26 protein-coding genes and 1 riboswitch are annotated in these 24981 nt (G+C 46.8%); of the genes, 24 read left to right on the top strand and 2 right to left on the bottom strand.

Features of this window, described 5'->3' with window-relative positions; translation table 11 throughout:
• The first annotated feature begins 14 nt into the window (after window positions 1-14).
• From B9A22_RS05145 to B9A22_RS05130, 4 genes are read left to right on the top strand one after another with little or no spacing between them, the layout of a single operon-like run.
• Window positions 15-767, top strand: a complete 753-nt coding sequence (locus B9A22_RS05145; RefSeq protein WP_084574629.1) for a YdcF family protein — start codon at window positions 15-17, stop codon at window positions 765-767.
• Window positions 768-793: 26 nt separating this feature from the next.
• A complete protein-coding gene (gene purD, locus B9A22_RS05140) occupies window positions 794-2065 on the top strand; it encodes a phosphoribosylamine--glycine ligase (RefSeq protein ID WP_084574628.1) in 1272 nt (423 codons plus the stop codon).
• A gap of 24 nt (window positions 2066-2089) precedes the next feature.
• Window positions 2090-2608 (top strand): DUF456 domain-containing protein, encoded by a 519-nt coding sequence (locus B9A22_RS05135; protein ID WP_084574627.1) that lies wholly within the window; start codon window positions 2090-2092, stop codon window positions 2606-2608.
• Between the two features lie 14 nt (window positions 2609-2622).
• On the top strand, window positions 2623-3210 hold the full coding sequence (locus B9A22_RS05130) for a TetR/AcrR family transcriptional regulator (protein WP_084574626.1): 588 nt from the start codon (window positions 2623-2625) through the stop codon (window positions 3208-3210).
• Window positions 3211-3424: 214 nt separating this feature from the next.
• Here B9A22_RS05130 and B9A22_RS05125 read toward each other — a convergent pair whose 3' ends face one another.
• Window positions 3425-4246 (bottom strand): MetQ/NlpA family ABC transporter substrate-binding protein, encoded by an 822-nt coding sequence (locus B9A22_RS05125; RefSeq protein ID WP_084574625.1) that lies wholly within the window; start codon window positions 4244-4246, stop codon window positions 3425-3427.
• A gap of 270 nt (window positions 4247-4516) precedes the next feature.
• A riboswitch (SAM riboswitch) is annotated at window positions 4517-4622 on the bottom strand.
• Window positions 4623-4828: 206 nt separating this feature from the next.
• Here B9A22_RS05125 and B9A22_RS05120 point away from each other — a divergent pair.
• The 3 genes from B9A22_RS05120 to B9A22_RS05110 are packed head-to-tail and all read left to right on the top strand — an operon-like array spanning window position 4829 to window position 6851.
• A complete protein-coding gene (locus tag B9A22_RS05120) occupies window positions 4829-5134 on the top strand; it encodes a YerC/YecD family TrpR-related protein (protein WP_084574624.1) in 306 nt (101 codons plus the stop codon).
• A 15-nt stretch (window positions 5135-5149) separates the two neighbouring features.
• Window positions 5150-6331 carry an ATP phosphoribosyltransferase regulatory subunit gene (gene hisZ, locus B9A22_RS05115; protein WP_084574623.1) on the top strand — a complete coding sequence of 394 codons (1182 nt, stop codon included), beginning with the start codon at window positions 5150-5152 and terminating at the stop codon, window positions 6329-6331.
• Window positions 6324-6851, top strand: coding sequence for an HDIG domain-containing metalloprotein (locus B9A22_RS05110; protein ID WP_139796171.1), 528 nt, complete (start codon window positions 6324-6326; stop codon window positions 6849-6851). The genes hisZ and B9A22_RS05110 overlap by 8 nt, the downstream gene beginning before the upstream one ends.
• Here the strand turns inward: B9A22_RS05110 and B9A22_RS05105 are convergent.
• The gene (locus B9A22_RS05105) at window positions 6848-7804 is read right to left on the bottom strand and encodes a D-2-hydroxyacid dehydrogenase (RefSeq protein ID WP_084574622.1); all 957 of its coding nucleotides are present in this window, start codon (window positions 7802-7804) and stop codon (window positions 6848-6850) included. The genes B9A22_RS05110 and B9A22_RS05105 overlap by 4 nt on opposite strands.
• A 192-nt stretch (window positions 7805-7996) precedes the next feature.
• Between B9A22_RS05105 and hisG the strand changes: the two genes are divergently transcribed.
• From hisG to B9A22_RS05020, 17 genes are all read left to right on the top strand, one after another.
• On the top strand, window positions 7997-8662 hold the full coding sequence (hisG, locus tag B9A22_RS05100; protein ID WP_084574621.1) for an ATP phosphoribosyltransferase: 666 nt from the start codon (window positions 7997-7999) through the stop codon (window positions 8660-8662).
• On the top strand, window positions 8659-9999 hold the full coding sequence (hisD, locus tag B9A22_RS05095) for a histidinol dehydrogenase (RefSeq protein WP_084574620.1): 1341 nt from the start codon (window positions 8659-8661) through the stop codon (window positions 9997-9999). Before hisG ends, hisD begins: the two co-directional genes overlap by 4 nt.
• Before the next feature lies 1 nt (window position 10000).
• Complete coding sequence (hisC, locus tag B9A22_RS05090) at window positions 10001-11044, top strand: histidinol-phosphate transaminase (protein ID WP_084574619.1); 1044 nt, start codon at window positions 10001-10003, stop codon at window positions 11042-11044.
• Entirely contained in the window at window positions 11041-11628 is a 588-nt protein-coding gene (hisB, locus tag B9A22_RS05085) for an imidazoleglycerol-phosphate dehydratase HisB (protein ID WP_084574618.1), read from the top strand. The genes hisC and hisB overlap by 4 nt, the downstream gene beginning before the upstream one ends.
• 12 nt (window positions 11629-11640) lie before the next feature.
• Entirely contained in the window at window positions 11641-12273 is a 633-nt protein-coding gene (gene hisH / locus B9A22_RS05080; RefSeq protein ID WP_084574617.1) for an imidazole glycerol phosphate synthase subunit HisH, read from the top strand.
• A gap of 4 nt (window positions 12274-12277) precedes the next feature.
• Complete coding sequence (gene hisA / locus B9A22_RS05075; RefSeq protein WP_084574616.1) at window positions 12278-13015, top strand: 1-(5-phosphoribosyl)-5-[(5-phosphoribosylamino)methylideneamino]imidazole-4-carboxamide isomerase; 738 nt, start codon at window positions 12278-12280, stop codon at window positions 13013-13015.
• Window positions 13015-13773: an imidazole glycerol phosphate synthase subunit HisF gene (gene hisF, locus B9A22_RS05070; RefSeq protein ID WP_084574615.1), complete on the top strand. Its 759-nt coding sequence runs from the start codon at window positions 13015-13017 to the stop codon at window positions 13771-13773. Before hisA ends, hisF begins: the two co-directional genes overlap by 1 nt.
• Window positions 13770-14423 (top strand): bifunctional phosphoribosyl-AMP cyclohydrolase/phosphoribosyl-ATP diphosphatase HisIE, encoded by a 654-nt coding sequence (gene hisIE, locus B9A22_RS05065; RefSeq protein ID WP_084574614.1) that lies wholly within the window; start codon window positions 13770-13772, stop codon window positions 14421-14423. Before hisF ends, hisIE begins: the two co-directional genes overlap by 4 nt.
• A gap of 157 nt (window positions 14424-14580) precedes the next feature.
• Window positions 14581-15309 (top strand): GntR family transcriptional regulator, encoded by a 729-nt coding sequence (locus B9A22_RS05060; RefSeq protein ID WP_084574613.1) that lies wholly within the window; start codon window positions 14581-14583, stop codon window positions 15307-15309.
• A gap of 4 nt (window positions 15310-15313) precedes the next feature.
• Window positions 15314-15970: a cobalamin B12-binding domain-containing protein gene (locus tag B9A22_RS05055; RefSeq protein ID WP_084574612.1), complete on the top strand. Its 657-nt coding sequence runs from the start codon at window positions 15314-15316 to the stop codon at window positions 15968-15970.
• Between the two features lie 13 nt (window positions 15971-15983).
• Window positions 15984-16694 carry a DUF1638 domain-containing protein gene (locus B9A22_RS05050; RefSeq protein WP_084574611.1) on the top strand — a complete coding sequence of 237 codons (711 nt, stop codon included), beginning with the start codon at window positions 15984-15986 and terminating at the stop codon, window positions 16692-16694.
• A gap of 516 nt (window positions 16695-17210) precedes the next feature.
• Entirely contained in the window at window positions 17211-18023 is an 813-nt protein-coding gene (locus tag B9A22_RS26255) for a methyl-accepting chemotaxis protein (RefSeq protein ID WP_084574610.1), read from the top strand.
• A gap of 28 nt (window positions 18024-18051) precedes the next feature.
• A complete protein-coding gene (locus B9A22_RS05040) occupies window positions 18052-19185 on the top strand; it encodes a uroporphyrinogen decarboxylase family protein (RefSeq protein ID WP_084574609.1) in 1134 nt (377 codons plus the stop codon).
• Window positions 19186-19360: 175 nt separating this feature from the next.
• Complete coding sequence (locus tag B9A22_RS05035) at window positions 19361-20773, top strand: sigma-54 interaction domain-containing protein (RefSeq protein WP_084574608.1); 1413 nt, start codon at window positions 19361-19363, stop codon at window positions 20771-20773.
• 261 nt (window positions 20774-21034) lie between these two features.
• Window positions 21035-22609, top strand: a complete 1575-nt coding sequence (locus tag B9A22_RS05030) for an acyl CoA:acetate/3-ketoacid CoA transferase (RefSeq protein WP_084574607.1) — start codon at window positions 21035-21037, stop codon at window positions 22607-22609.
• A gap of 6 nt (window positions 22610-22615) precedes the next feature.
• Window positions 22616-23758 (top strand): acyl-CoA dehydrogenase family protein, encoded by a 1143-nt coding sequence (locus tag B9A22_RS05025; RefSeq protein WP_084574606.1) that lies wholly within the window; start codon window positions 22616-22618, stop codon window positions 23756-23758.
• Between the two features lie 32 nt (window positions 23759-23790).
• Window positions 23791-24930, top strand: coding sequence for an acyl-CoA dehydrogenase family protein (locus B9A22_RS05020; protein ID WP_084574605.1), 1140 nt, complete (start codon window positions 23791-23793; stop codon window positions 24928-24930).
• Window positions 24931-24981 lie beyond the last annotated feature (51 nt).

The raw sequence follows: 24981 nt of genomic DNA, 5'->3' as shown, positions 1-24981 counted from the left end.
CGGGGTATTTTTACGTGTTGGTCTTGATCAAGTTCTTATACATAACTTTTCTGTTGCCACCAGGGTTGTTTATTGCTGCGCTGACACTCTTATGCGTCTGGTTGAACAGGCGAAAACAGCGAGGGGTACGGGCGCTGGCTGTAATAACCGGGCTGCTGTATCTTATCTCTACCCCCCTGTTTGGGGATTGGTTTATGCGGTCCCTGGAGAGCCGTTACCATCCGCCTGAAACCGTAAGCGGTGATGTTATTGTTATGCTGGGGGGCGGGGCAACGGCAGATACGCCTAATGTTCATGGCAAGGGCCATCTGTCAGGATCTGCCGCCAACCGTCTCTTGACGGCGGCGCAGCTTCATTATAGTACAGGTGCGCCGATCATTATTTCCGGTGGACAGGTATTTGCCAATACTGGTAAAGAAGCTGAGATTGCCCGGCACATTTTGCTTGGATTGGGTGTTTCAGACAGCAAAATAATTGTTGAAGGGCAGAGTCTCAATACTACGGATAATGCCCGGTTTACCAAAGAGATCTTGGAAGAACGTGGCTTCACCAGTCCAGTCTTGGTGACTTCAGCTTTTCATATGGAGCGGTCTGTTCAACAATTTGCCAAGTATAACATGATCGTAACGCCATACCCTACTGATTATCAGACAAATACCCGGCTTATTTTTGAATGGCACCAATTGTGGCCCAGAGCTGACGCTTTCTATAACACGCAGTTGGCAATAAAGGAATATCTCGGCCTGATGGCTGTACGATGGTTTTAGAGAAAACATATTATAGGAGTGATATTTTGAATATTTTACTTATCGGCGGCGGCGGACGCGAGCATGCTTTAGCCTGGAAGCTGGCCCAGAGTCCACGGGTGGAGAAAATATACTGCGCGCCAGGGAATCCTGGGATTGCGGCTATAGCTGAATGTATAAACATTGATATGACTGATAATGAAGCTTTGGGCAAGTTTGCTCTGGCACATAACATCGGTTTGACCGTAGTTGGTCCTGAATTGCCGTTGACCAACGGACTTGTTGACCACTTCGATGCTCTTAACCTTAAAATATTTGGGCCATCCCGCCAGGCAGCACAGCTAGAGGGTTCTAAAGCTTTTGCCAAAGACATTATGCATAAATACAATATTCCCACTGCCGCCTCAGCGGCTTTTACTGATGCAGATACTGCCATAGACTATATAAAGAAGCAAGGTGCACCGATTGTAGTTAAAGCTGATGGCTTGGCTGCTGGCAAGGGTGTTGTAGTTGCTATGACCGTGGACGAAGCCGTTGACGCTGTTGATATGATGATGCGGGAGAAGGCGTTTGGCAGTGCCGGTAACCTGGTGGTTGTTGAAGAGTATCTTGATGGCGAAGAAGCGTCACTCTTGGCTTTTACTGATGGGTATACTGTGGCACCGATGATTGCGGCTCAGGATCATAAGCGTGTATTTGATAATGATCAGGGTCCTAACACCGGTGGTATGGGTACATATGCGCCTGCACCGGTTGTTACTAACGCTGTGCGGGCTCAGGTCACGCGTGAGGTGCTGCAGCCGGTGATTGACGGAATGCGTCAAGAAGGCATAATCTACAAGGGTTGTTTGTATGCTGGCCTGATGATTACGGCCCAGGGACCGAAGGTTATTGAATTTAACGCTAGGTTTGGTGATCCGGAGACACAGGTGGTACTGCCGCTTTTGGCCAGCGATTTGGTAGATATTATGGAGGCCTGCGCCGATGGACGGTTGGCTGACGTAAGCATCAATTGGGACAGCAAGGCAGCTGTCTGTGTTGTCCTGGCAGCTGGCGGCTACCCAGGCACCTATACAAAAGGTGATAAAATTAGTGGTCTTGCTCAGGCCGAAGCACAGGGCGCCATGGTTTTCCATGCCGGTACAGGAGCCAAAGACGGTGCTATTGTTACCAATGGCGGCCGGGTACTTGGTGTGACTGCTGTGGGGGATGATATCCGCTCAGCAGTGGATAAGGTTTACAAGGCTGTGCCTGAGGTGAATTTTGAGGGGATGCATTACCGTAAAGATATTGCACACAGGGCTTTTAATAGAGCGTAGGGCAAAACAAAAGGAGTGCACACTATGGACGCAGGTTTAACCGCCCTTAATCTGCTTGTAATTGTTGTCGCTGTTATTGGTATCGGCATGACTGCTATTGGGCTGCCTGGCAACTGGTTGATATTATTCACAGCACTAGGCTATGGCTATCTGGAAACCTTTGTTCATATGAATACTACCGCACTGCTCATCCTTTTGGGGGCATTGCTTTTGGGGGAATTAGCAGAGTTTGTGGCCGGGGCTATGGGGGCGAAGAAAGAGAAGGCCTCCCGTGCAGCCATTGTATCGGCTTTTATCGGCGGTATTTTCGGTGGTATTATCGGCACAGGTATAATGCCGGGGCTGGGTTCGATTGCCGGGGCTGTTGGCGGTTCGTTTGCTGCTGGATACCTGGCTGAGTATGCAGCCACTGGTGACAGGGAAAAGGCAGGCCGTGTAGCCAGGAGTATTATGATCGGCCAGGCACTAGGTTTGATCTTTAAATTAGCGGTAGCCATCGGTATGGTGGCGTTTATCATTTCCAAGTTAACGTGGGCAGGGTAGACAGGAGGAAATAAATGAAACGCCAGCAAATACTTGATGCCGCTTATACGGTTTTTTCCCGTAAGGGGTATCACCGTGCTACTGTCGATGAGATCATAGCACTGGCTGACACCGGCAAGGGCACAGTCTATAACTATTTCGTCAATAAAGAACAGCTTTTCTATACCCTCGTAAAAGAACGCAGTTCAAAATTTGAGGCTGAACTTAATGCGATTGCCTCTCTGCATGAACTGCCTTTAAGTAAAATTAAAATGGCGATCAAGGTGTTTTTAGAATTTTACGTGGCTAACGCGGATTTGTGGCGGGTACTTATGTATGAGATGCGCGGATTAGGCCATGAAGACTCAAGTTTTACCGAGGCTCAGCGCAAAAAATACCGGGAAAGATTTGTCCATACTATCGGAATCTTAGAGAACATTCTCCAGGAGGGCATTGAGCAAGGGGCTATTCGCCCCTGTGATGTACATAAGGCTGCCCATGGTTTGTTCAGTGTCATTGTGATGATGGTATTTCAGGGGTTTGTCGGCGAACAACAGGATTCGATTGAAACCGCAGCCAATAGCATTGCCGATATTTTTCTATATGGTGTTGCCGAACGCTAATAGTAAAAGAAAAAAGGCTTGTGAGTCAGGGGAGTGTCCCTTAACTCACAAGCCTTTACTATTGAGTGTTTATCGGCTTCCGCTTTCGCCAGAGGCTCGGCGCAAGCCGTGTTTTCTTTAGTCTACCAGAATTTATAACGCAATTCTGTTGACATAAGAACGACTAAGGCTTCTGCCGGCGTCCTGAAGGACTTGGCACAAGCCAAGTCTTTTCTTAAAATGCTGGAACGATTGCGCCTTGATATTTTTCATTGATAAATTTCTTAACTTCTTCCGAAGTCAATGCTTTGGTCAGCTTTTGAATCTCGGGGCGGTTTTCGTCACCTTTGCGTACTGTTAGGATATTAACATATGGGGAGTCTTTTTGCTCGATAAACAGGGCATCTTTGGCTGGAACAAGTTTAGCTTCAAGGGCGTAGTTGGTGTTGATGACAGCTAAGGCGACATCATCAAGCGAACGGGGTAACTGAGGCGCCTCAAGTTCACGGATCTTCAGGTTTTTGGGGTTTTCGGTAATGTCTTTAACGGTAGCATTAACGCCTGCGCCGTCTTTTAGTTTAATAAGACCGGCTTTGGCCAGGAGCGCTAATGCACGTCCGCCATTGGTGGGGTCGTTAGGAATTCCGATTTGTGCGCCATTTTGTACATCATTCAGGCTTTTTACTTTTTTAGAGTAGATGCCCATAGGCTCAATATGTACAGCAGCCGTGTAAGTCAGGTCAAGCTTGCGTTCTGCACTGAATTTGGTCAGATACGGGATATGTTGGAAGAAGTTAGCGTCAAGTTCTTTCTCAGCTACAGCGATGTTGGGGCGGACATAGTCGCTCATTTCCACAATAACAAGATTAATGCCGTCTTTTTCAAGGATAGGTTTGATAACATTAAGAATCTCGGCATGCGGTACAGCGGTCGCGCCAACTTTAACCGTCTTTTTATCAGCGGCTGATGGGGCAGGGGGCTCTTTGCCGCCGCAACCGGCGATAATAGTAGATAAAGCCAATAAGGCAGTAATAAACAATAAGCTTAATTTTTTCATAGTACATTTCCTCCCAATAATCAATGAAGTTTTAACAAAATCGAGTTTGTCCGATGACCAAGCCGCTCTAAGACTCTCATCTTCTACAAGTGAGAGTTAAGAGCGGCTAAGTCCCTGGAAGTTGGTCGACTAAACTTCAGATGGGGTTAAAACCCCACCTGAAGCTAAGTCTCACTTTATACATAACAGATGGAGAGTTCTGTCTTAGTCCTCCCTTCGTGGAAATAATTAAAGCCTCTTCGGCAGAGCGAAGAGGCTTGTTTAACCAGTTCTTCATCTGCCAGGATATAATCCTGTTGGATTTGGCACCGTTCGTAGTATACGATGGTTGCCGCAGCTTCATAGGGCCATTCCCTCAGCCAGCTCTTGATGAACTATATGTAATTTATAAAATTTATAATAACATGGCTAAATGTATCTGTCAACAGGATTTTTACAGTATTATTTGCGAGAAACGGACAATTCTATAATAAATATAAGTGATTTTAATTAAATAAAGATAGAAAGCACTAAAGCAGGAAAATATAAGAGCAATAGCGAATAAATATTCAATAGCAAGAATTTACAGGGAGGCGTAATATCATGTCCTCAAATCCCAAATTGAAAGATAGGCTAACAGACCAGTTATTTAAGGGTATTTTGTCACTGAGCAATGAGGAAGAATGCTACCAATTTTTTGAAGACGTATGCACGATTGGCGAGCTTAAAGCCATGGCCCAGCGGTTGGAAGTGGCGCGTCTGTTAAAAGCAGGGGTTATTTATGATGATATTGTTGCTTCAACCGGCGCGAGTACGGCAACTATCAGCCGGGTTAAGCGTTGTCTTTATTATGGCGCTGACGGCTATAAAGCAGTACTGGCGCATTTGGAAGAAAACAAGACAGACTAGAATGGAGTGTGGACAATGAATAAGAATCAGTTTGTGCCGCAAATCCCCTATGGTACACGGGATCTGCTACTTAGGGAAGCCAAGCAGAAGCGTATTGTTGAGGGCTCGCTTGCTGAACTTTTTTCCCGCTGGGGCTATGATGAAGTGGTAACCCCAACCTTTGAGTATATGGAGACGCTCACTGTAGGTACTGGCAGCGACATGCAGCAGCATGTATTTAAATTTTTTGATAAAAATAACCGCATTATGGCCCTTAAGCCGGATATGACTACGCCGATTGCCCGAGTAGCTGCTACCAGGCTGAAAGAAACACCACTGCCGCTTCGGTTGTTCTACCTTACCAATGTGTTCCGGCACGAGCAGGCACAGGCCGGCAGACAGTGTGAATTTTATCAGGCAGGTGTTGAACTCTTAGGCGCTCCTGGCCCAGCGGCTGACGCTGAGGTTGTGGCGCTGGCTGTAGAGGCAATGCTGGAAGCAGGGTTAACTAATTTCCAAATCGGTTTAGGCCAAGTTGATTTTATTAATGGGATTATGGCTGAGAGTGGACTGACTCCGGAGCACAAGCAGCAGGTTAAGTACGCTATGGTTACGCGGGACTTGGTCGGACTTGGTGAGATTCTGGCGCAAAGTGGTCTTAGCAAGGCAGCGCAGGAATTGCTGCGGCAGATTCCTGTGCTGCATGGGCATGAGGATATGCTTAATCATGCGTATCAGTTAGTAAGTAATGACCTTAGCCGGAGAGCTCTTGATAATCTAGCTGATATTCATCGGCTTTTAACAGGTTATGGGGTTGACCGTTATGTCAATTTCGACTTAGGAATTATCCGTGATTTTGATTACTATACCGGCATGGTATTTGAGGGATATACGCCTGGTTTAGGTTTCCCATTGTGTGGTGGTGGCCGCTATGACAACATGTTGGCTTCTTTTGGTGTTGCCAATCCGGCAACAGGCTTTGCGTTAGGCATTGAACGGGTGCTGTTAGCACTGGAACGCCAGGGTATTGGTGTTAGTGTACGCGGCAAAGATGTGTACATTGCCTGGGCTGAGGGCAAGCTTCCTGAGGCTATTGAGGCGGCGAACCAATGCCGCAAAGAAGGCCGCCGGGCTGAACTGGCGCTTGCGTCTGAGTCAAAGGCATCGGCTGAGACTGTGATCGCTGAAGGCTACGAAGAACTGATCTATATTGAGTAAACGGGTCAAGCAGTTTATAGCGGCATTGACAGCTCGGATTACCGGGCAAGACCGGAAATTTGTCGCTCGCTATTTGGATGCTGAGCAGGCGATGCTCTTTTGGCAAATGAATCTTCCTGACCAACGGCATGCCCTGAATGTGGCCTACACAGCGCTTGAGCTTACCGCCGGTGACTGCACGATTGACCAGAAGCTGCTGATGAAATGTGCGCTTTTGCATGATGTCGGCAAGGTAAAAGGTGATGTTAGCACTGTCGATAAAATTATCACAGTCATTCTGGATAAGTTTGCTCCATGCTGGGCCAGGCAATGGGGACGCGTAGGGCGGGGCGGCAAAGTGGCCAATCTTCGCCATGCCATATATATCTATTACAATCACGCGGCCCGTGGGGCTGCTATGTTAAGGGAGATAGGCGTTCCAGAGCTGATGGCAGAGATTGTGAGCAGACATCACGCAGCGCCGACAAGCGGGGAACCGGCAGAACTGCAGATACTACGAACAGCTGACAGCCTAAACTAATAGCCTTTAATCTTGTCAACAATGTTGATCATATCCCGTCCCTGGATAAAACGGGTGAGGTTATCGGCAAATAGCTTAATCGCCCGGTCAAGATAGGCAGGTGACAATGCTGCCACATGTGGCGTGATAATCACGTTAGGCATGCCCCAGAGCGGGTTGCTCTCAGGCAAGGGCTCATTGACAAACACATCCAGCCCTGCACCCTGAATGAGTTTTTGTTCCAGGGCCGTAATCAGGTCAGCTTCATTAACGATAGTGCCGCGGGCAATATTGAAGAGGTAAGCCGAGCGTTTCATTGCTGTAAAATGGGGTAGGCCAATCATGTTCTGCGTATTTTCAGTGAGTGGCAGAGCCACGACGACAAAATCAGCCTGGGCCAGCATTTCAAGCAGGCTCTCATTGTCTGGTGGGTAGAGTTTGTCAACAAACAGTTCGGTGGTAATCTCCTGCTTGCTGGCTAGGACTGTCATTCCCAGGGCTTTAGCCTTTTTAGCAATTTCCCGGCCAATTGATCCTAATCCAATAATGGCAATGGTTTGGTCGTGCAGTTCACCTGTCGGCATGCGTTTCCATTTCCTGGCGTCTTGTTGGCGAATGCTGATAGTAAGGCCGCGGCTAAAGGCCAGCATCATAGCTAAAACATGTTCAGACATTGGAATGCCATGAATACCTTTAGAATTAGTCAGGATGGTGTCTGCTGTCTGAATTTCAGGGAAAATCAGCTTCTCAACACCGGCGCTTAACGCGTGAATCCATTCGAGGTGAGGGGCAGCCAGATACAGTGGTTTGGTCTCAGCCCAGCCCCAAGTCACTAGAACATGGCAGCCGCTCATATGCTCAAGGGCATTCTTTTCATCAGTTACAATGATATTGATATTAGGATCAACTGCTTGAAGCAGTTCTCTGTGACGGTCTGCAAGCGGGTTGATCACTACAAGATTAAGTACAGCCATATGGAACCCCCTTCTCAGGTATTATTATCCTGACAATTAGTTCTACATATGCAGGCAGTTTTCCTACCTGTGGTGTGAAGTGGATGGTCTTGAGAAAAAAATAGAATAAGTATATTGACGTTGATAAAACTTCGTATTATTATATTAATATATTAATGCTTTAATTAACTAAAGAAAAACAGGAGGCATGACATGACCTCAAATGATATGGATTATTTAACAATCGCATTACCCAAGGGCAAATTGTTTGACCTCTCAGCCAGTAGGCTGGCCAAAATCGGCTATACTGCCGAAGGGCTTAGTGAGAACTCACGGAAATTAGTCATTGCCAACGAAACTGAGAAAATCCGGTTTATTATTACCAAAACAGCTGATTTGCCCACATATGTCGAGTACGGCGCAGCTGATGTTGGCATTATTGGCAAAGACGTACTTTTAGAAGAAAACAAAGATGTCTACGAGCTGTTAGACTTAAAGTTTGGTTTCTGCCGGATGATGGTAGCTGTTCCACAGGCGCTCAAGCAGGAAAAATTAACCGATTATGCCCATATGCGGGTGGCGACCAAGTATCCCAGAGTAGCCGAAAGCTTCTTTCATGGCATTGGCATTCAAATGGAGATTATTAAGCTGAACGGTTCGATTGAACTGGCGCCCATGGTGGGCTTGGCTGAGATTATTGTTGACTTGGTGGAAACCGGCCGCACACTGAAAGAAAATAATCTGGTCGAAGTGGCCCAGATTCACCCGGCAACCGCCCGGTTTATCGCTAACCGGGTAAGCTTTAAAATGAAGTTCGACCGGATCAATAAAATGGTGGAAGGGCTAAAAGCACTGGTGGAAAGCGAGGGGAAAGCGTGAAAAGGATATATAGCAGTTGTTTAAGTAAAGAAGAAATTGCTGAGATTATGGAAAAACCAGCCTTTGATAAGGTGGTGCTTGGTGCAGGCGCCAAGGCCAAAGTAAAAGAACTATTTGGTGAAGAGCTCTCAGCCCAGCAGGTTGTTGAACGCATTGTCGAGGATGTACGGAATCAGGGCAACGAAGCTGTCCTAAAATATACTAAGTTAATTGATGGGGCCAATTTTACAGCCGATACCCTGGAGGTAACCCAGGATGAGATTGACAGCGCTATCGCTGGAGTTGATAAAGAGGTACTGGCGGCATTAGAGGCTGCGGCTGCCAATGTGAAGAAGTTTCATGCCGAGAAAGTGCCTGAATCATGGTTTACCGAACGCGAGCATGGGGCCATACTTGGACAAAAATGTACGCCGCTTGACCGGGTGGGCATTTATGTCCCTGGCGGTACTGCCGCCTACCCCTCCTCTGTCCTGATGAATGCTGTCCCAGCCGCTGTGGCTGGGGTTCAAGAGATTATCATGGTTGTGCCGCCTGACCGCGAAGGCCGGGTTAATCCCTACGTACTGGCAGCAGCCAAGCTGGCCGGAGTTACAAGAATATTCAAGGTGGGCGGCGCTCAGGCAGTGGCCGCGCTGGCTTTTGGAACTGAAACCATTCCTAAGGTGGACAAGATTACTGGCCCTGGTAATATTTTTGTCACTTTGGCCAAGAAGGCCGTATATGGCCATGCCGATATTGATATGCTGGCAGGCCCCAGCGAGATCCTGATTGTGGCTGACAGTACGGCTGACCCGCGCTATGTCGCAGCAGACATGCTGAGTCAGGCCGAACATGATGTATTAGCTTCAAGCATTCTTATCACCGACAGCGCCGACCTGGCCGGTAAAGTAGACAAAGAAGTCGAGCGTCAATTGGCTGTCCTGCCGCGTAAGGATATTGCAGCTCAGTCCATTGAAGACAACGGCTTGATTATTATTACGAAAGATATTTTTGAGGCTATCGAACTGGCCAACTTTTCGGCACCTGAACATTTAGAGCTGTTAACAGCTGAGCCCTTCAAGCTGCTGCCCTATGTGCGGCATGCTGGCGCGATCTTTATGGGGCCCTATTCGCCTGAGCCGCTTGGCGACTATTTCGCCGGTCCTAACCATGTTCTTCCGACAGGTGGTACGGCCCGTTTTTACTCGGTGCTTAATGTCGAGACCTTTATGAAAAAGACTAGCGTTATTGCTTATACACAAGAAGCTCTGGCAGCTGTCAGCAGCCAGGTTATCAAGCTGGCCGAGGCCGAGGGTCTGGCTGCGCACGCTAATGCTGTCAGGGTAAGGGGGAATTAGTATGTTTATGCCCCGTTCTGGGCTGGAAACATTAAAACCATATTCTGTTGAAGAAGTTGATTGGCCTATTAAGCTTGATGCAAATGAACGGTCAACAGACCTGCCACCAGCCGTTAAGGCCAAGGTGATTGAGAATTTGAGAGCACTGCCATTTAACCGTTACCCCGACATTAGTGCTCTTTCATTAAAAACAGTCATTGCTGACGGGTTTGGACTGACTGCAGCCAATGTACTGATCGGCAACGGCTCAAGCGAAATTTTGGAAGCACTCTGTTTTGCTTTTGGCGGTGCAGGCCGCAGCATTGTGTATCCGACTCCGTCATTTTCCATGTATGGCATCTACGTAAAGCTGGCTGACAGCCAGCCTGTGCCTGTGGAACTGAACGCTGATTACACGCTGGATGCCGACAAACTGCTGACAGCAGCAAATCAGGCAGCTGCCAGTATTATTCTTCTCTGCAATCCCAACAACCCGACAGGCACCATTATTCCACCTGAGCAGATTGAATATATTGTGGCTAATACCAAGAGCCTGGTAGTTGTTGACGAGGCCTATCACGAGTTTTATGGTAAAAGCTCAGTTGATCTATTGGGTAAATATACGAATGTTGCGATTGCCCGCACTTTCTCCAAAGCCTACGGCCTAGCGGCTGCCAGGGTAGGCTATCTCTTAGCCCCAGAAGAAATTGCCCAAACGATTGGTAAAGTATTGCTGCCCTACAATGTTAATGCCTTAACACTGGCTACCGCCAAGACCGTGTTTGCCATGCGTCAGGAGTTTGCTGCCAGCCTGGCTGAAAACAGCAGTGAGCGGGAAAGAATGACAGCCGCGCTTAGCGCCGTTTCCGGTCTCACAGTATATCCATCGCAAACCAACTTCCTGCTTGTTAAGAGCGATAATGCGGCAGCACTGGCAGCCCGCCTGAGTGCGCGTGGTATTGGTGTACGCGATTTCAGTACTGCGCCTGGCCTTGCTGGCTGTATAAGGATTGGCGTGGGTACACCTGCGGAAAACAATGCTGTACTGGAGGCTGTTACCGCATGAGCCGTACTGCCACCATTGAACGCGTAACAGGGGAAACAGCCATAAAGGTTTCGATTGATCTTGACGGCAGCGGCCAAATCCAGGTTGCTACAGGCATCGGATTTTTTGACCACATGCTCATTCTACTTGGCAAACACGGCTTATTTAACCTGACAGTTGAGGCCAAAGGCGACTTATATGTTGATGGACATCATACAGTGGAAGACACTGGGATTGTCCTGGGGCAGGCCTTGGCCAAAGCCCTGGGCGATAAGGCCGGGATCAAGCGTTACGGTACGGCGTTTGTGCCAATGGATGAGGCACTGGCTATGGTATCGCTTGATATCAGCGGACGCCCCTTTCTGGTATTTGATGCTGTCCTGCCAAGTGAACAAGTAGGGCAATTTGACAGTGAGCTTACCGAGGAATTTTTGCGGGCACTCAGTGTACATGCCGGACTTACCCTGCATGTACGTCTGTTGTCAGGCAAGAACACCCATCATATCATTGAGGCCATCTTTAAGGCGTTAGGCCGGGCGCTTGATGAAGCTACACGCAGAGATGAACGGATACAAGGTGTCATGTCTACTAAAGGAATGATATAAGGAGGCTAAAGCATGGCGCTTGAAACCCTGGCAATTATTGATTATGGTATGGGCAATCTCCACAGTGTGTCCAAGGCCTTAGCAAAATTAAACGCCGAGAACGGCGGCAAGTATGATGTTGTTGTTACCAGTGATCCTGCCGTGATCGGCAGTGCTGCCAAGGTAGTACTGCCTGGGGTAGGGGCGTTCGGGGACTGCATGGCTAACTTAAATAGTTATGGCCTTATTGATGTTATAAAAGGAGTAGCTGGGCGGGGCACACCTTTTCTTGGAATTTGCCTTGGTCTCCAGCTCTTATTTGATGGCAGCGAAGAAGATCCTGGCGTACCGGGACTCAGAATTTTACCTGGAATGGTACGCAAAATTATTGCACCAGAACTAAAAATTCCTCATATGGGCTGGAACAGTCTTGAATTCAAGACTGTAAGTCCGCTGTTTGCCGGACTGCCGGCCGCAGCTTATGTATATTTTGTCCACAGCTATCATGCTGTGCCTGAGAATGGCCAAATTGTCACAGCTGTTACTGAGTACGGTGGCGCTGTTACTGCAGCTGTAGGCTGTGGCAATGTGCAGGCCGTGCAGTTCCATCCGGAGAAATCAAGTGCCACCGGTCTGGCGATTTTGGCTAATTTCCTGAGGAGTTGAGATTATGATTATATATCCGGCAATAGACATTCGCGGCGGATGCTGTGTCCGTTTGACCGAAGGCCGTTTTGATAAAGAGACAGTATTTGCCGATAATCCGGCTGAGATGGCGCTCAAGTGGGCAGCCGCCGGAGCTGAATACCTGCATGTCGTTGACTTAGATGGGGCGTTAGCCGGTAAGCCGGTAAATCTTGAGATAGTTAGCGCTATTGTTAAAGCAGCAGCTATACCAGTGCAATTAGGCGGCGGTATCCGCACGCTTGACAATATTGGAGAGGTGCTGGAAGCCGGTGTCAGCCGGGTAATCCTGGGATCTATCGCGGTCCGTAACCCAGAACTGGTGCGGGAAGCCTGTCGACAATTCGGCAACCGGATTGTTGTAGGAATTGATGCCAGGGATGGCCAGGCAGCTGTTGACGGTTGGGAGGTTTCAGGCGGTGTAGGTGCCGAAGAATTGGCTAAGAAAATGGCTGAAGCCGGTGTCGCCCGTATTATTTATACCGATATTTCGCGGGATGGTACGCTACAAGGCGTCAATGTTACGGCAACAGCCTCGCTGGCTAAGGCGGCAGGTATCCCGGTCATTGCCTCAGGCGGTGTTAAAAACCTTGATGATATTACGGCGCTCAAAGCCGCTAATATCGACAACGGTATTGAGGGCGTTATCGTCGGCAAAGCCATTTATACCGGCGCGATCGACTTGGCAGAAACCATTCGTCTGGCTAAGGAGGGAGCGGTCTAATGTATACTAAACGGATTATTCCCTGCTTGGATGTCAAAGACGGGCGGGTGGTAAAAGGTACGAATTTTGTCGGGCTGCGTGATGCCGGTGACCCCGTCGAACTGGCCAAGGTGTATGATGTCAAGCTTGCTGATGAGCTGGTTTTCTTAGACATCACTGCGTCGTCTGATGAGCGCAACACGATGGTAGACGTAGTTGAACGAGTCGCAGCCGAAGTGTTTATTCCATTCACGGTAGGCGGCGGTATTCGTACTGTCGATGATATCAGGACAATGCTCAAAGCTGGAGCCGACAAAGTGTCGTTAAATACGGCAGCTGTAAAGAATCCTGATCTCATAGCTGAAGGTGCCAAACGGTTTGGCCGCCAATGCATTGTGCTGGCAGTGGATGCCCGGCAGACAGAACCCGGTAAATGGGAAGTATACATTAACGGTGGCCGTACGCCAACAGGCATTGACGTATTAGAATGGGTCAAACGCGCCACTGAATTGGGAGCAGGCGAAATTCTCCTGACCAGTATGGATAAAGACGGCACTAAAGACGGCTACGACATTCCGCTGACAAGGGCGGTATCTGAGGCTGTTAATGTTCCGGTTATTGCCTCCGGTGGGGCCGGCGAGATGGAACACTTCTACGAGGTGTTAACAGCAGGCAAGGCAGACGCTGTACTGGCCGCTTCGGTGTTCCACTATGGTCAGTTTACCGTCGGTCAGGTTAAAGAATATCTTAAATCCCGTGGGGTAGAGGTGAGACTATGAATGGTGCTAATATAAAGTATGATGAACATGGCTTAGTGCCAGCTATTATCCAGGATGAAACATCTGGGACTGTGCTCATGCTGGCCTATATGAACGCAGAAGCACTCACTAAGACACAAGAAACAGGCGTAACCTGGTTTTACAGCCGCAGCCGTCGTTCCCTCTGGCAAAAGGGTGAGACATCAGGCCATGTGCAGACAGTTAAAGAGATGTATTATGATTGTGATGCAGACACCATTCTGGTTAAGGTAAACCAAACAGGTGCAGCCTGCCATGAAGGAACCTTCTCCTGCTTTAGCCGTCGGCTGGATGCCGATGCTGAACAGGCAGAAAAACTGGTTGACCCGGATAAAGTGTACAAAGAGCCGCTATCAGGTGTTTTACATGAGCTCTATCATGTCATCAATGATCGTAAGCATAACCCAAAAGAAGGCTCCTATACTAACTATCTTTTTGAAAAGGGCCAGGATAAAATCCTGAAAAAAGTCGGAGAAGAAGCGGCAGAGACGATTATTGCCTCCAAGAATAATGATAAAGCCGAGATACTGTATGAGATGGCTGATCTATGGTATCACTGTCTGGTGCTGTTGGCAAACCATGATATTGCACCAAGTGAGCTGTTTGAGGAATTGAAGAAACGCAGGAAATAATCAACAAGAGTAAAGCTATCTTCCTATGTCTTAGGAGATAGCTTTTTTCATTTAACAATAAAAAAATTGACATAATAATGAGTTTTCGTGTACGATTATATATAGATGTATAGATTTTTAAAAGTATGTTTTTAAGTACTTCCGAACGGAGGTTATTATGAGAAGTCGGGCGAACCTAATACCTGTTTACTATCGTCTAGCCGATGATATTAAACAACAAATTGAATCTGGTGCGCTAAAAGACGGTGACCTTATTCCGACTGAGGCGCAGCTGGGAGAACAGTATGGAATAAGCCGTATGACTGTAAGGCAAGGGATTGCACTACTGGCAGAAGCTGGTTTGATTGAAACAGTCAAAGGAAAAGGAAGCTTTGTGACTCGGCCCCGGCTAAACCAGCTAGTAATTGATCTGAAAAATAGCGGCGTTAACAATCAAGAGCTGCGGTATAAGCTCTTAGGCGTCAACTTAATTCGTAACAACCGGGAGTTGGCCAATGAATTGGGCTTTACTGGCGAATCAAATGTGATCACTGTCAAGCGGCTCATGTTCAAAGGCAATCAACCTGTGGCGATTGAAGAAAAATTTTTACGTTACCAAAAGGGTAAACCATTATTGGAAACCCAGCTGGAGTATGCCGATTTTCCCGATTTAGTGGCTAAACATCAAAAAAGTGTGCCAGTTCGTAATGATATGGCAATATCGGTGGCCACTTTGTCTCATGAACAAGCTAAATTATTAGAAGCTGATGACATACTACCTGCCCTGGTGATAAAGCAAGTTATCTATTCAAAAGATGACAAACCGTTAGGAGTCTCTGTCATGGTTTGCCATAAAGACCGATTTGAATTAAAGGCAACTTCATACCCAATTTCAGGAAGGTTGTGAAATCATGCTGAAAATCCAGAAGATGCTTGTTGGTGCCATGGCCAGATTAGACGAAACCATGGTCATTAATTTAGTAAAGCAAGGTCTCCAAATGGGGATTAATCCCTACGTTCTACTTGAAGAAATTAGGCTGGGTACTGACCGGGTAGGAGAATTATACAGCAAAGGTGAGTATTTTTTGTCAGACCTAATAATGGCTTCTGAGATTTTTAAGGATGTGCTGGCACTGGTAAATCAAGACCGGGTTGTTACAGCGCAAACGCTTTATCCTACGGTTATTTTTGGTACTGTAGAAGATGATATTCATGATATTGGCAAAAATATTACAACAGGCATTATGCGCTATAACGGCTTTGATATTTGCGACCTGGGGGTTGACGTACCTGGACAAAAATTTATTGAAGCCGTTGAGCTGTATAACAGCCGGGTTGTCTGTTTAACCGGACTGATTACTGAGGCATTTGACTCGATGAAAAATACAATTGATCTTCTGGAAGAAGCGGGGCTCCGTGCGCGGACTACTGTAATCATTGGCGGCTTGGTAAATGAAAGTGTAAGAAAGTACACCGGTGCTAATTACTGGGCTACCGACTGTACTAAGGTAATAGAGTTGTGCCGTAATATCCTTGTAACAAATAAAAGAATAGTTCAATCGTCGTAGAGGAAGTGGTTGGATGGGTACAGCCATATTAGCATGCCAGACACTCCAGGATGAGCTTAAATTGGCTATTAGAGAAACTGGTGTAGATTTCCCAGTTATTTATGTTGAGTCTGGCTTGCATAATACGCCCGAATTATTACATCAACGAATTCAGGAAGAAATCAATAGAATTGATAATGTTGACATATTATTATTATTATTTGGGTATTGTGGCAATAGCCTGCTTGGTGTCAAGTCTGATAAGGCAAAACTAGTACTCCCCAAGGTAGACGATTGTATTCCGTTACTGTTGGGTTCTTGTGAAGCGCGAAAAAATATATCAAAAGAAATGGGAACCTATTTTTTAACCAAAGGCTGGTTGGACTACGAGAATAACCTGCTGCGGGAATATGACCGTTGTGTTACGCGCTATGGCCAAGCTAGAACCTCAAAAATAATGAAAATCATGTTAGGACATTATAAGCGGTTTATGCTGATTGATACGGGAGCCTATTCGGTGGAAAGCATACTGCCTCAGACTCGGGAGTTTGCTGAACGACTCAATCTGTGTCATGAGGTGGCTCCAGGCTCTCTCCGCTTGTTGCATAAGCTGCTGCAAGGGGAATGGGATGAGGAATTTTTTGTGCTGGAGCCAGGACAAAGCATTACAATGCATGATATTTGCGGTGCTAGTGAGCAAGATGAATTCAGTCAAAGAACCTCCATGAAATTTGGTGGGTGCTGAGCTGTGAAAAAGAAGACAGACAAGGTCCTGAATTCCACTGGTTGGTTCAGGACCTTATTTTAATTTGTTAAGTTATTAATAGCCAGGCCGTATTCTATAGGAGTATTCTCCAAGGTGAATTGCAAGAAGAATAAAAAAATATTGACAAGTCAATAGATTTCAGATAATCTATACACATATAGATGTATATACAAATTATTATCTGAAATGATTGACTAGTTGAACAGAGGGATAAAAATTAAAAGCCAAAGCATGCCAATACCAGCATGGTCTGTTGTTTCTTATGTAGGGCTGATTCTGTTCAATCAATGAACCGGTTTTGGTTCAATTCTCTAAAGATTCATAATGAGAATATCAACAGGGTAGCTGAAAAAGGCTGGAAATAATAAATTATATCAAGTAAAACAGGAGTTCTAAGCTTGCCTCTTTTAAGAAAGCTTCATCTTGGCATATAACTTGCAATTTGTAAATAATGCAAATTGCATAACGATAAATCTTACTTAAGGAGTTTAAGCTATGAAAATTGAGGAAATTATTGAGGCCGCCGATATTTTTCGAGACTTGAACGTATTTGATTGTTCAGTAATGGTATGTGATGCAGAGGGAAAAATTCTGCATTATTCACCGGCAGTGACATTTCATGCCGATGTAAAAATTGGTGAGCTGGCCAAAGGTGGGGCAGTATTGGAATGCATCAAAACGAGGAAGAAAGTAACTGCCCAAATACCATCACATATATATGGAATTCCGTGCAAGGCAATTGTTAAGCCGCTTTTTGATGAGAACAAGCAGTTTATTGGCATTGTCGGTGCAGCTGTCAGCATGCAAACAAATGAAATATTGCAGAACGCAGCCCAATCTGTTTCGGCGACAGCTCAACAGCTAAGAGCAACCTCTGAAACCCTTACAGTCTCAGCAAGTGAGTTATCAGATGCCCTTGCACAGGTTCGTCAGGATGGCGAGAAGGTTTTAGGTGATATCCATAAGACGGCAGATATTTTGAATTTTGTCAGTGATATCGCTGCCAATTCTAATTTGCTCGGGCTAAATGCCGCAATTGAGGCAGCCAGAGCAGGTGAGCATGGCCGCGGATTTGCCGTTGTAGCTGAGGAAATTCGAAAAATGGCAGTTAACAGCGGCAATTCGGTCAAGGATATAGCCGCTATTCTAAAAACCATTCAGCAAGATACCACAAAAGTGGTAAATGTCTTAGTCAAAACGGCGGCATTAGGAAGCACGCAAGCAATTTCCACCGAAGGAATTTCCGCATCAATGCAGCAGCTGGCCGCAACTGCGGCTGATATACAGAAAGTTGCAGACTCTGTGTAACAAAATATTCTAAGGGAGAGTGGAGTAAATGGCAGACGTAATGACTGCAGAAGAAAGACTGGTTGCTTCAATTAATCTTCAACCGGTGGACAGGATAGTCTGTGCACCTATTATTGAACAGTATGCTGGCCAACATGTCGGGATGACCAATAAGGAATTCCTATGGGACTGGGAAAAGGCGCAGGCTGCTATGCAAAAGGTATGGGAAGACTTCCCGGTATGGGACAGCAACGCGTATATGCTGCATGGCCGTATCGGTCCTGTTGCAACCAAGTGCGGTCCGGGACGCTTCAAAATGCCGGGTAAAGAGCTGGAAGAAAACGCCCAATACCAAATTCACGAATATGAAACAATGACTCGTGAAGATTATGCAATGCTCAAAGAAAAGGGCTGGCTGGAATATCGCCTGACATTCCTTGAGCGGGCCCATGAAGTGAGCCGTGAGGAGGTTCTGGCCGGACAAAAGGAAATGGCCAGACTTCGTCAGGACGAGATCGACAGAACATTGGCCCGCGGTCAAAGTTTAACCTGGGGAGCCATCATGGGCACAGTGCCTTTTGATGCGTTATCCATTGTACGTTCCATGGAACGTTTCTACAAAGATATGTATCAGATTCCTGATCAAGTAGAAGAATACATGTGGCTGCTCAATGACACAATCATTGCCGGCTGCGAAGCCTCGGTTAAGGCAACCGGAATTAACCGGGTATTTGTTGGCGGGGTTAGAGGTGCCGGTCAGTTTATCAATAAGAAGAATTTTGAACGCTTCGTTTGGCCGCAGCTAAAAGTAATGGTTGAGAAACTGGTTGCTAAAGACATTGTACCTATTCTTCATTTTGATGCAGATTGGACCAAGAACTTAGAATACTTCCTCGACTTGCCCAAGGCTAAATTTGTCCTTGAGCTGGACAGTGCAACAGATATCTTCAAGGCTCATGAAATTTTAAAAGGCCACTGCTCAATCAAAGGCGATGTCAACCCGGCTCTCTTCACCGTAGCATCACCTAGCGAACTTGATGAATACGCTAAAAAGCTGATTAATACCTTCCGCAATGGCGAAGGCCTCTTATATTCATCAGGCTGCAATCTGCCGATGAATGCAAAACGTGAAAATGTTCAGGCGTTCTTTGACGCTGTAGAAAAATACGGTCGCTACAATTAAGTTTTGACTAAACGGCAAACAGTTTCACTTTTATGTGAGACTGTTTTGCCGTTTACTAAGACTTTAGGTACAATTCGCGAAAACTGTAGAAATGTTCACGATAGTGAGATAAATAACAGGAGAATAGCAGATCGTGTCGAATTTTTAAATACAGCAAACTAAGAGAGGTGATTCTGTGCCGCGTGTTTCTAAAAAGACGGGGCGTAACTATCAGTTAGCTAAACAGAATTTGGGTCAAATATTTGATAATCTGCCTGATCCAATCTTTGTTACTGATCGTCATGGCAATATACTGTTGTCCAATTCAACAACAGCTCTGACGCTTGATATATCGCTGGATCAGTTGTTAAAATCCAATGTCCGTGACCTTGTGAATAAGGGTTATTATACAAAATCGTATGCGTTAGAGGCTGCTGAAAAGAAGTGTGTGGTAAAAGGGGAACTGACTACCAAACTTAACATTAAGCAGATGTCTACAAGTACACCGATTATGGATGAAGAAGGAAATGTTGTTTTAGTTTTAACAACAGGCAGGCTGGCAGAGGCATTGGAAAAGGGGATGAGTTCGGAGGAGCTGGAGTCAGTTAACCGCCGGAAAAGGGAGATTGAGTATCTGCGCAGCTATGTACTTGATAAAGATAGTATTGTGGCTGAGAGCAAGGCGATGAAGCAACTGCTGCTGCAAGCGCATGTGGTTGCTCAGACCGACAGCTCGGTGGTGCTGTATGGAGAATCCGGGACAGGTAAAGAGATTTTAGCTAAGTATCTGCATCGTCACAGTAAACGCTCTGCCGAAGCTTTTATTGCTGTAAACTGCGCCACATTGCCCGAACATCTTGTTGAGTCAGAATTATTCGGATATGAAAAAGGGGCGTTTACAGGAGCCAGTGCCGATGGCAAGATAGGCCTGTTTGAAGCGGCTCATCGGGGCACATTGTTTCTTGATGAGATTGCTGAACTGCCGCTGCCGCTTCAGGCAAAACTTCTCCGTGTACTGGAAACACACGAAGTGAGGCGGCTGGGCAGTCATGTGGACAGAAGGCTGGATTTCAGGCTAATTGCCGCAACTCACAAAGATTTGCAGAAAATGACACAGGAAGGTACATTTCGGGCAGACTTATTTTACCGGCTTAATGTCATCCCTGTTCAGATACCGCCGCTGCGGGAACGCCCGGCAGATATTATTGCCTTAGCTCTTAATTTCTTTGAAAAGTTCAAGAAAAAGTACGGCTTGGAAATTCAGATGTCTGCAGAAACCCTTGATTCACTGCAAAAGCATAATTGGCCAGGGAATGTACGGGAGCTCAGAAATGTAGTCGAGAGGCTGGTTATCAATAGCCTGCAGAACTATTCCTCAGAAGATATTGATATGGAGCACCAGATGCTGGGAAGTATAACTCAGGGTAATTATCTCCAGGCAGCCAGCTATAGCGGAACCTTAAAAGAAGTGATAAAATCAGTAGAAAAACAATACATTTATCAGGTGTTGAATGAATGCGGCGGCAGAATGGGTGAGGCTGCAGACAAGCTGGGAATTTACCGGACAGTTTTATATCGCAAGCTAAAGGCAATTGAACAAGAGATATAAAGAACCTGAATGTACTGTGTAAACAGTACATTCAGGTTCTTTATATTCCCAAATAAGTAATGTACCTAATTTGGTACGAAAATTTTTAGAATATTTCCAAATGTCGCAAAAACGGTACATTATTGCTGCCAGGCATTATCCCAAAGCTGCGCTTAGTCCTGGATTTACTTAATCCTTTGACTTTTTTAATAATTGGCACAAAAATTGCTTTATATATAAACGAGATCAAAATTTTTTGTATATAGAAGGGAGCAAAATGCCATGTCGAAAATAATAACTGCCGACCAGGCGGCTGCTTTAATCCAGGATGGAGCTACAGTAGCGGCAACAGGCTTTGGCCTTGCGGCTTGGGCCGAAGAGGTTGCCCAAGCCATTGAAAAGAGGTTTGTCGAAACCGGACACCCCAAGAATATTACCCTGACCCATGCTTCGGCCATTGGTGACTGGAAAGAACGCGGCACAACCCGTCTGGGTAAAGAAGGACTGGTCAAAAGATGGATTGGTGCCCATATTGGTTCATCAGCCGGTATGTCAAAACTGCTGGCCGAGAACAAGATTGAAGCCTATTGCCTGCCGCAGGGGGTTATTGTTCAGCTGTTCCGTGAAATTGCTGCCAAACGTCCTGGGCTGATTACCAAAGTAGGGATGGGAACTTTCGTAGATCCACGTGTTGATGGTGCTAAAATGAACTCGGCAACTACCGAAGATATCGTTAAGGTTGTTGAGTTTGAAGGCGAAGAATGGCTCTTCTATAAGACGTTCCCGATCAACGTAGCCCTGATTAGAGGTACCACGGTTGATGAAAACGGCAACCTGACAATGGACAATGAAGGTGTATTGATGGAAGCCTTGCCGCTCGCGCAAGCCACCAAAAATTCCGGCGGCATTGTTATTGTCCAGGCTGAATACCTGGCAAAAGCCGGCTCACTCCATCCTAAAAAGGTAAGGGTTCCCGGAATACTTGTTGACCATATTGTCATTGCAACAAGCAAGGACTCCTGCTGGCAGACCGAAGGACTGTACTTTAATCCTGCATTTGCCGGTGATATGAAGGTATCGTTGAACAGTATTCCTGAGCTGCCGATGGATGAACGCAAGATTATTGCCCGCCGTGCTGCCATGGAGCTTGCTCCGAATACCATTGTCAACCTTGGGGTAGGTATCCCGAGTGATGTCGCAACTATTGCCGCTGAGGAAAATGCCATTGATACATTGACCTTGACAACAGAAGCAGGTGGTATTGGCGGTGTGCCGGCCAGTCTGCCGCACTTTGGCCAGTCCTATAACGCTGAAGCCACTGTGGAGCATCATTCACAATTTGACTATTATGATGGCGGCGGCATTGATGTAGCGTTCCTGGGCCTTGCGCAAACAGACAAAAACGGTAACGTAAATGTCAGCAAATTCAAAGGTCGCCCTATGGGCTGCGGCGGCTTTATCAATATAACCCAAAGCTCTAAAAAGGTAGTGTATTGCGGTTCCTTTACCGCAGGCGGGCTGGAGGTTACAGCTGCGGACGGTAAGCTGGTCATTGTTAAGGAAGGTAAAAACAAAAAATTCATTGACAGTGTCGAGCAGATTACATTTAGCGGCAAGTATGCTGCTCAGATAAAACAGCCTGTGGTATATGTTACCGAGCGTGCTGTATTTGTTCTCGAAAACGGACAGGTAACGCTGACTGAGATTGCTCCCGGCGTTGATTTAGAAAAAGATGTCTTGGCATTAATGGACTTCAAACCTGTCATTTCACCTAATCTGAAAACTATGCCGAGTGAGATCTTCCAGCCCAAATGGGGGCAACTCAAACAGCTTATAGAAGCCAAAATGAAAGGTTGATGAATAATGGTTGACATGTCGCTTACCCCTGAACAACAAAAATTGCAACAGTTGGCCCGGGAGTTTACGGCGAAACATATCATTCCGGTCGATCGTGAATGGGATGAAAAGGGTGAGTTTCATGAGTTCATCCTTGCAGAGTCAAAGAATGCTGGGCTCAACTGCCTGGCTATACCCAAAGAATATGGCGGCCCTGGCTATGATTCTGTAACCCAGTCGCTTGTTGCAGAAGAGTGGGGCTACGGCTGCGCCGCTTTTGCCACAACCCTTGGCGGCAACGGACTGAGCTCCTATCCTTTAGCAATTGCCGGTACGGAAGAACAAAAAAAGCTGTACTACGGACGTTTGGTAAACGGCGGCATGGGTGGCTTTGCCTTAACAGAGCCGGGAGCAGGCTCTGATGCCGGTTCTTGCGCAACAGTTGCCAGGCTCGAAGGTGAAGAGTGGGTGCTTAATGGTACAAAATGCTTTGCCACTACCTGCGGCTATGCAGACATCATGGTCGTGTTTGCTTCAACAGATCCTACCAAAGGCGTTAAAGGACTAAGTGCATTCATTGTCGAGAAAGAGCGCGAGGGTCTTATCGTTGGCGCAGTTGAGCATAAAATGGGTATCCGCAGCTCCAATACTGTTGAACTGATCCTGAAAAATGTGAGAATTCCCAAAACACATCTCCTGGGTAAAGAAGGCGAAGGCATGAAACTCGCCATGAAAACCCTGGATATGGCCCGGCCCATTGTGGCTTCAATCGGAGTCGGTATTGCCCGGCGGGCACTTGATGAAGCTGTGAAGTATGCTAAAGAATACCTTGATGTTAATGGTAAACCCATTGGCAATCATCAGGCAGTTGCCTTCAAATTAGCTGACATGGCTACCCAGGTTGAAGCTGCCAGACAGCTAGTACGCAATGCGCTCCGCCTAAAAGACGCCGGTGTACCTTATACCAAAGAAGCAGCCATGGCTAAAACATTTGCTACAGACACTGCCATGCGTGTGTCTGCCGATGCTGTCGAACTTATGGGGCAGTACGGCTATTCCCAGGATTCTATCGTGGAAAAGCTTATGCGTGACGCCAAGGTTACCCAGATATATGAAGGCACCAATCAGGTTCAACGGATTGTAATATCCGGGATCTTGCTTAGCTCTTAAGTTAGGCAGCGTAAAGAAGAGGAGGTTAACGCATGAGTTATCCATTAACGGAAGAACAACAACTTATTCAGCAAAATGCCAAGGAGTTTTCCCTGGAATATGTTGAACCGGTTGCTGCTGAAATTGATCATACAGAAAAACACCCGGCAGAAATTGTCAGTAAGATGGTTGAGCAGGACTTCCTGGGGATTTTTATCCCAGGGGAATTTGGCGGCGCTGAAGCTGGCTATCTGAGCTATATTTTAATTATTGAAGAGTTGGCACGCGTAAGCGGTGCTGTGGCATCTGTCCTCGTGAATCACGCCTCACTGGCTGCCTACAGCATCAACCGCTGGGGCACAACTGAGCAAAAAGAGATTTATCTGACAGCCTTGTGTCAGGGACAAAAACTGGGCGCTTTCGCCCTCAATGAGCCAGGCGCGGCTCCGGGTGCCGGAGAGCATAAGGTGGTTGCGGTTAAAGACGGTGATCACTACGTATTAAACGGACGCAAAAGCTATGTTGCCAATGGCGGCGCAGCCGGCGTATATATCGTATTTGCCCAGACCAATCCGGAGGCCGGTGCAAAAGGAATCAGTGCTTTCATTGTTGACGGCCAGGCAGAAGGCTTGTCAGTAGCCCGGACTATAAGCAAAATGGGTCTTCGCGGCTGCCAATCAGCCGAATTGGTGTTTGACAATGTAAAAGTGTCGGCAGCTAACCTGTTAGGTGCTGAGGGAGCCGGCCTTGCCATTGCGGCTGAAGCGCTGGCTGCCGCCAGTATTGCTGAAGGTGCTATGGTTGTAGGCATCGCTCAGGCAGCTATGGAAGATGCAGTCAAATATGGTAAGCAGAGAATCCAGTTCCGTCGTCCGATTGCCAGCTTCCCGGCCATTCAGACCATGCTGGCCGAGATGGCTGCAAACATTCATATGCTGCGGCTTGCGGTATATGACGCGGCCAGTCTCTTGGAAAATGGCGAGCCGTTTACCGCTGAAGCAGCCATGATCAAGCTGTTTGCCGCCCGTATCGGCCAGAGCGCCTTGATTGATGTAATTCAGATTGAAGGCGGCTATGGCTACAGCCAGGAAATGGTGGCTTCACGCCTGTATCGTGACGTAAAAGGTGCAATTATTAAAAACAGCTCAGTTGATTTTCCAGAGAAAATTATTGCCGGAGATCTGCTGGCTTAACAAGAATGAACTAAGCGGGAGAGGGTAAAAATCCTCTCCCAAATGAAGAAA

The organism is Sporomusa malonica (genome assembly GCF_900176355.1).
Classification (GTDB): Bacteria; Bacillota; Negativicutes; order Sporomusales; family Sporomusaceae; genus Sporomusa; species Sporomusa malonica.
This window is presented reverse-complemented; position numbering and strand designations above follow the sequence as displayed.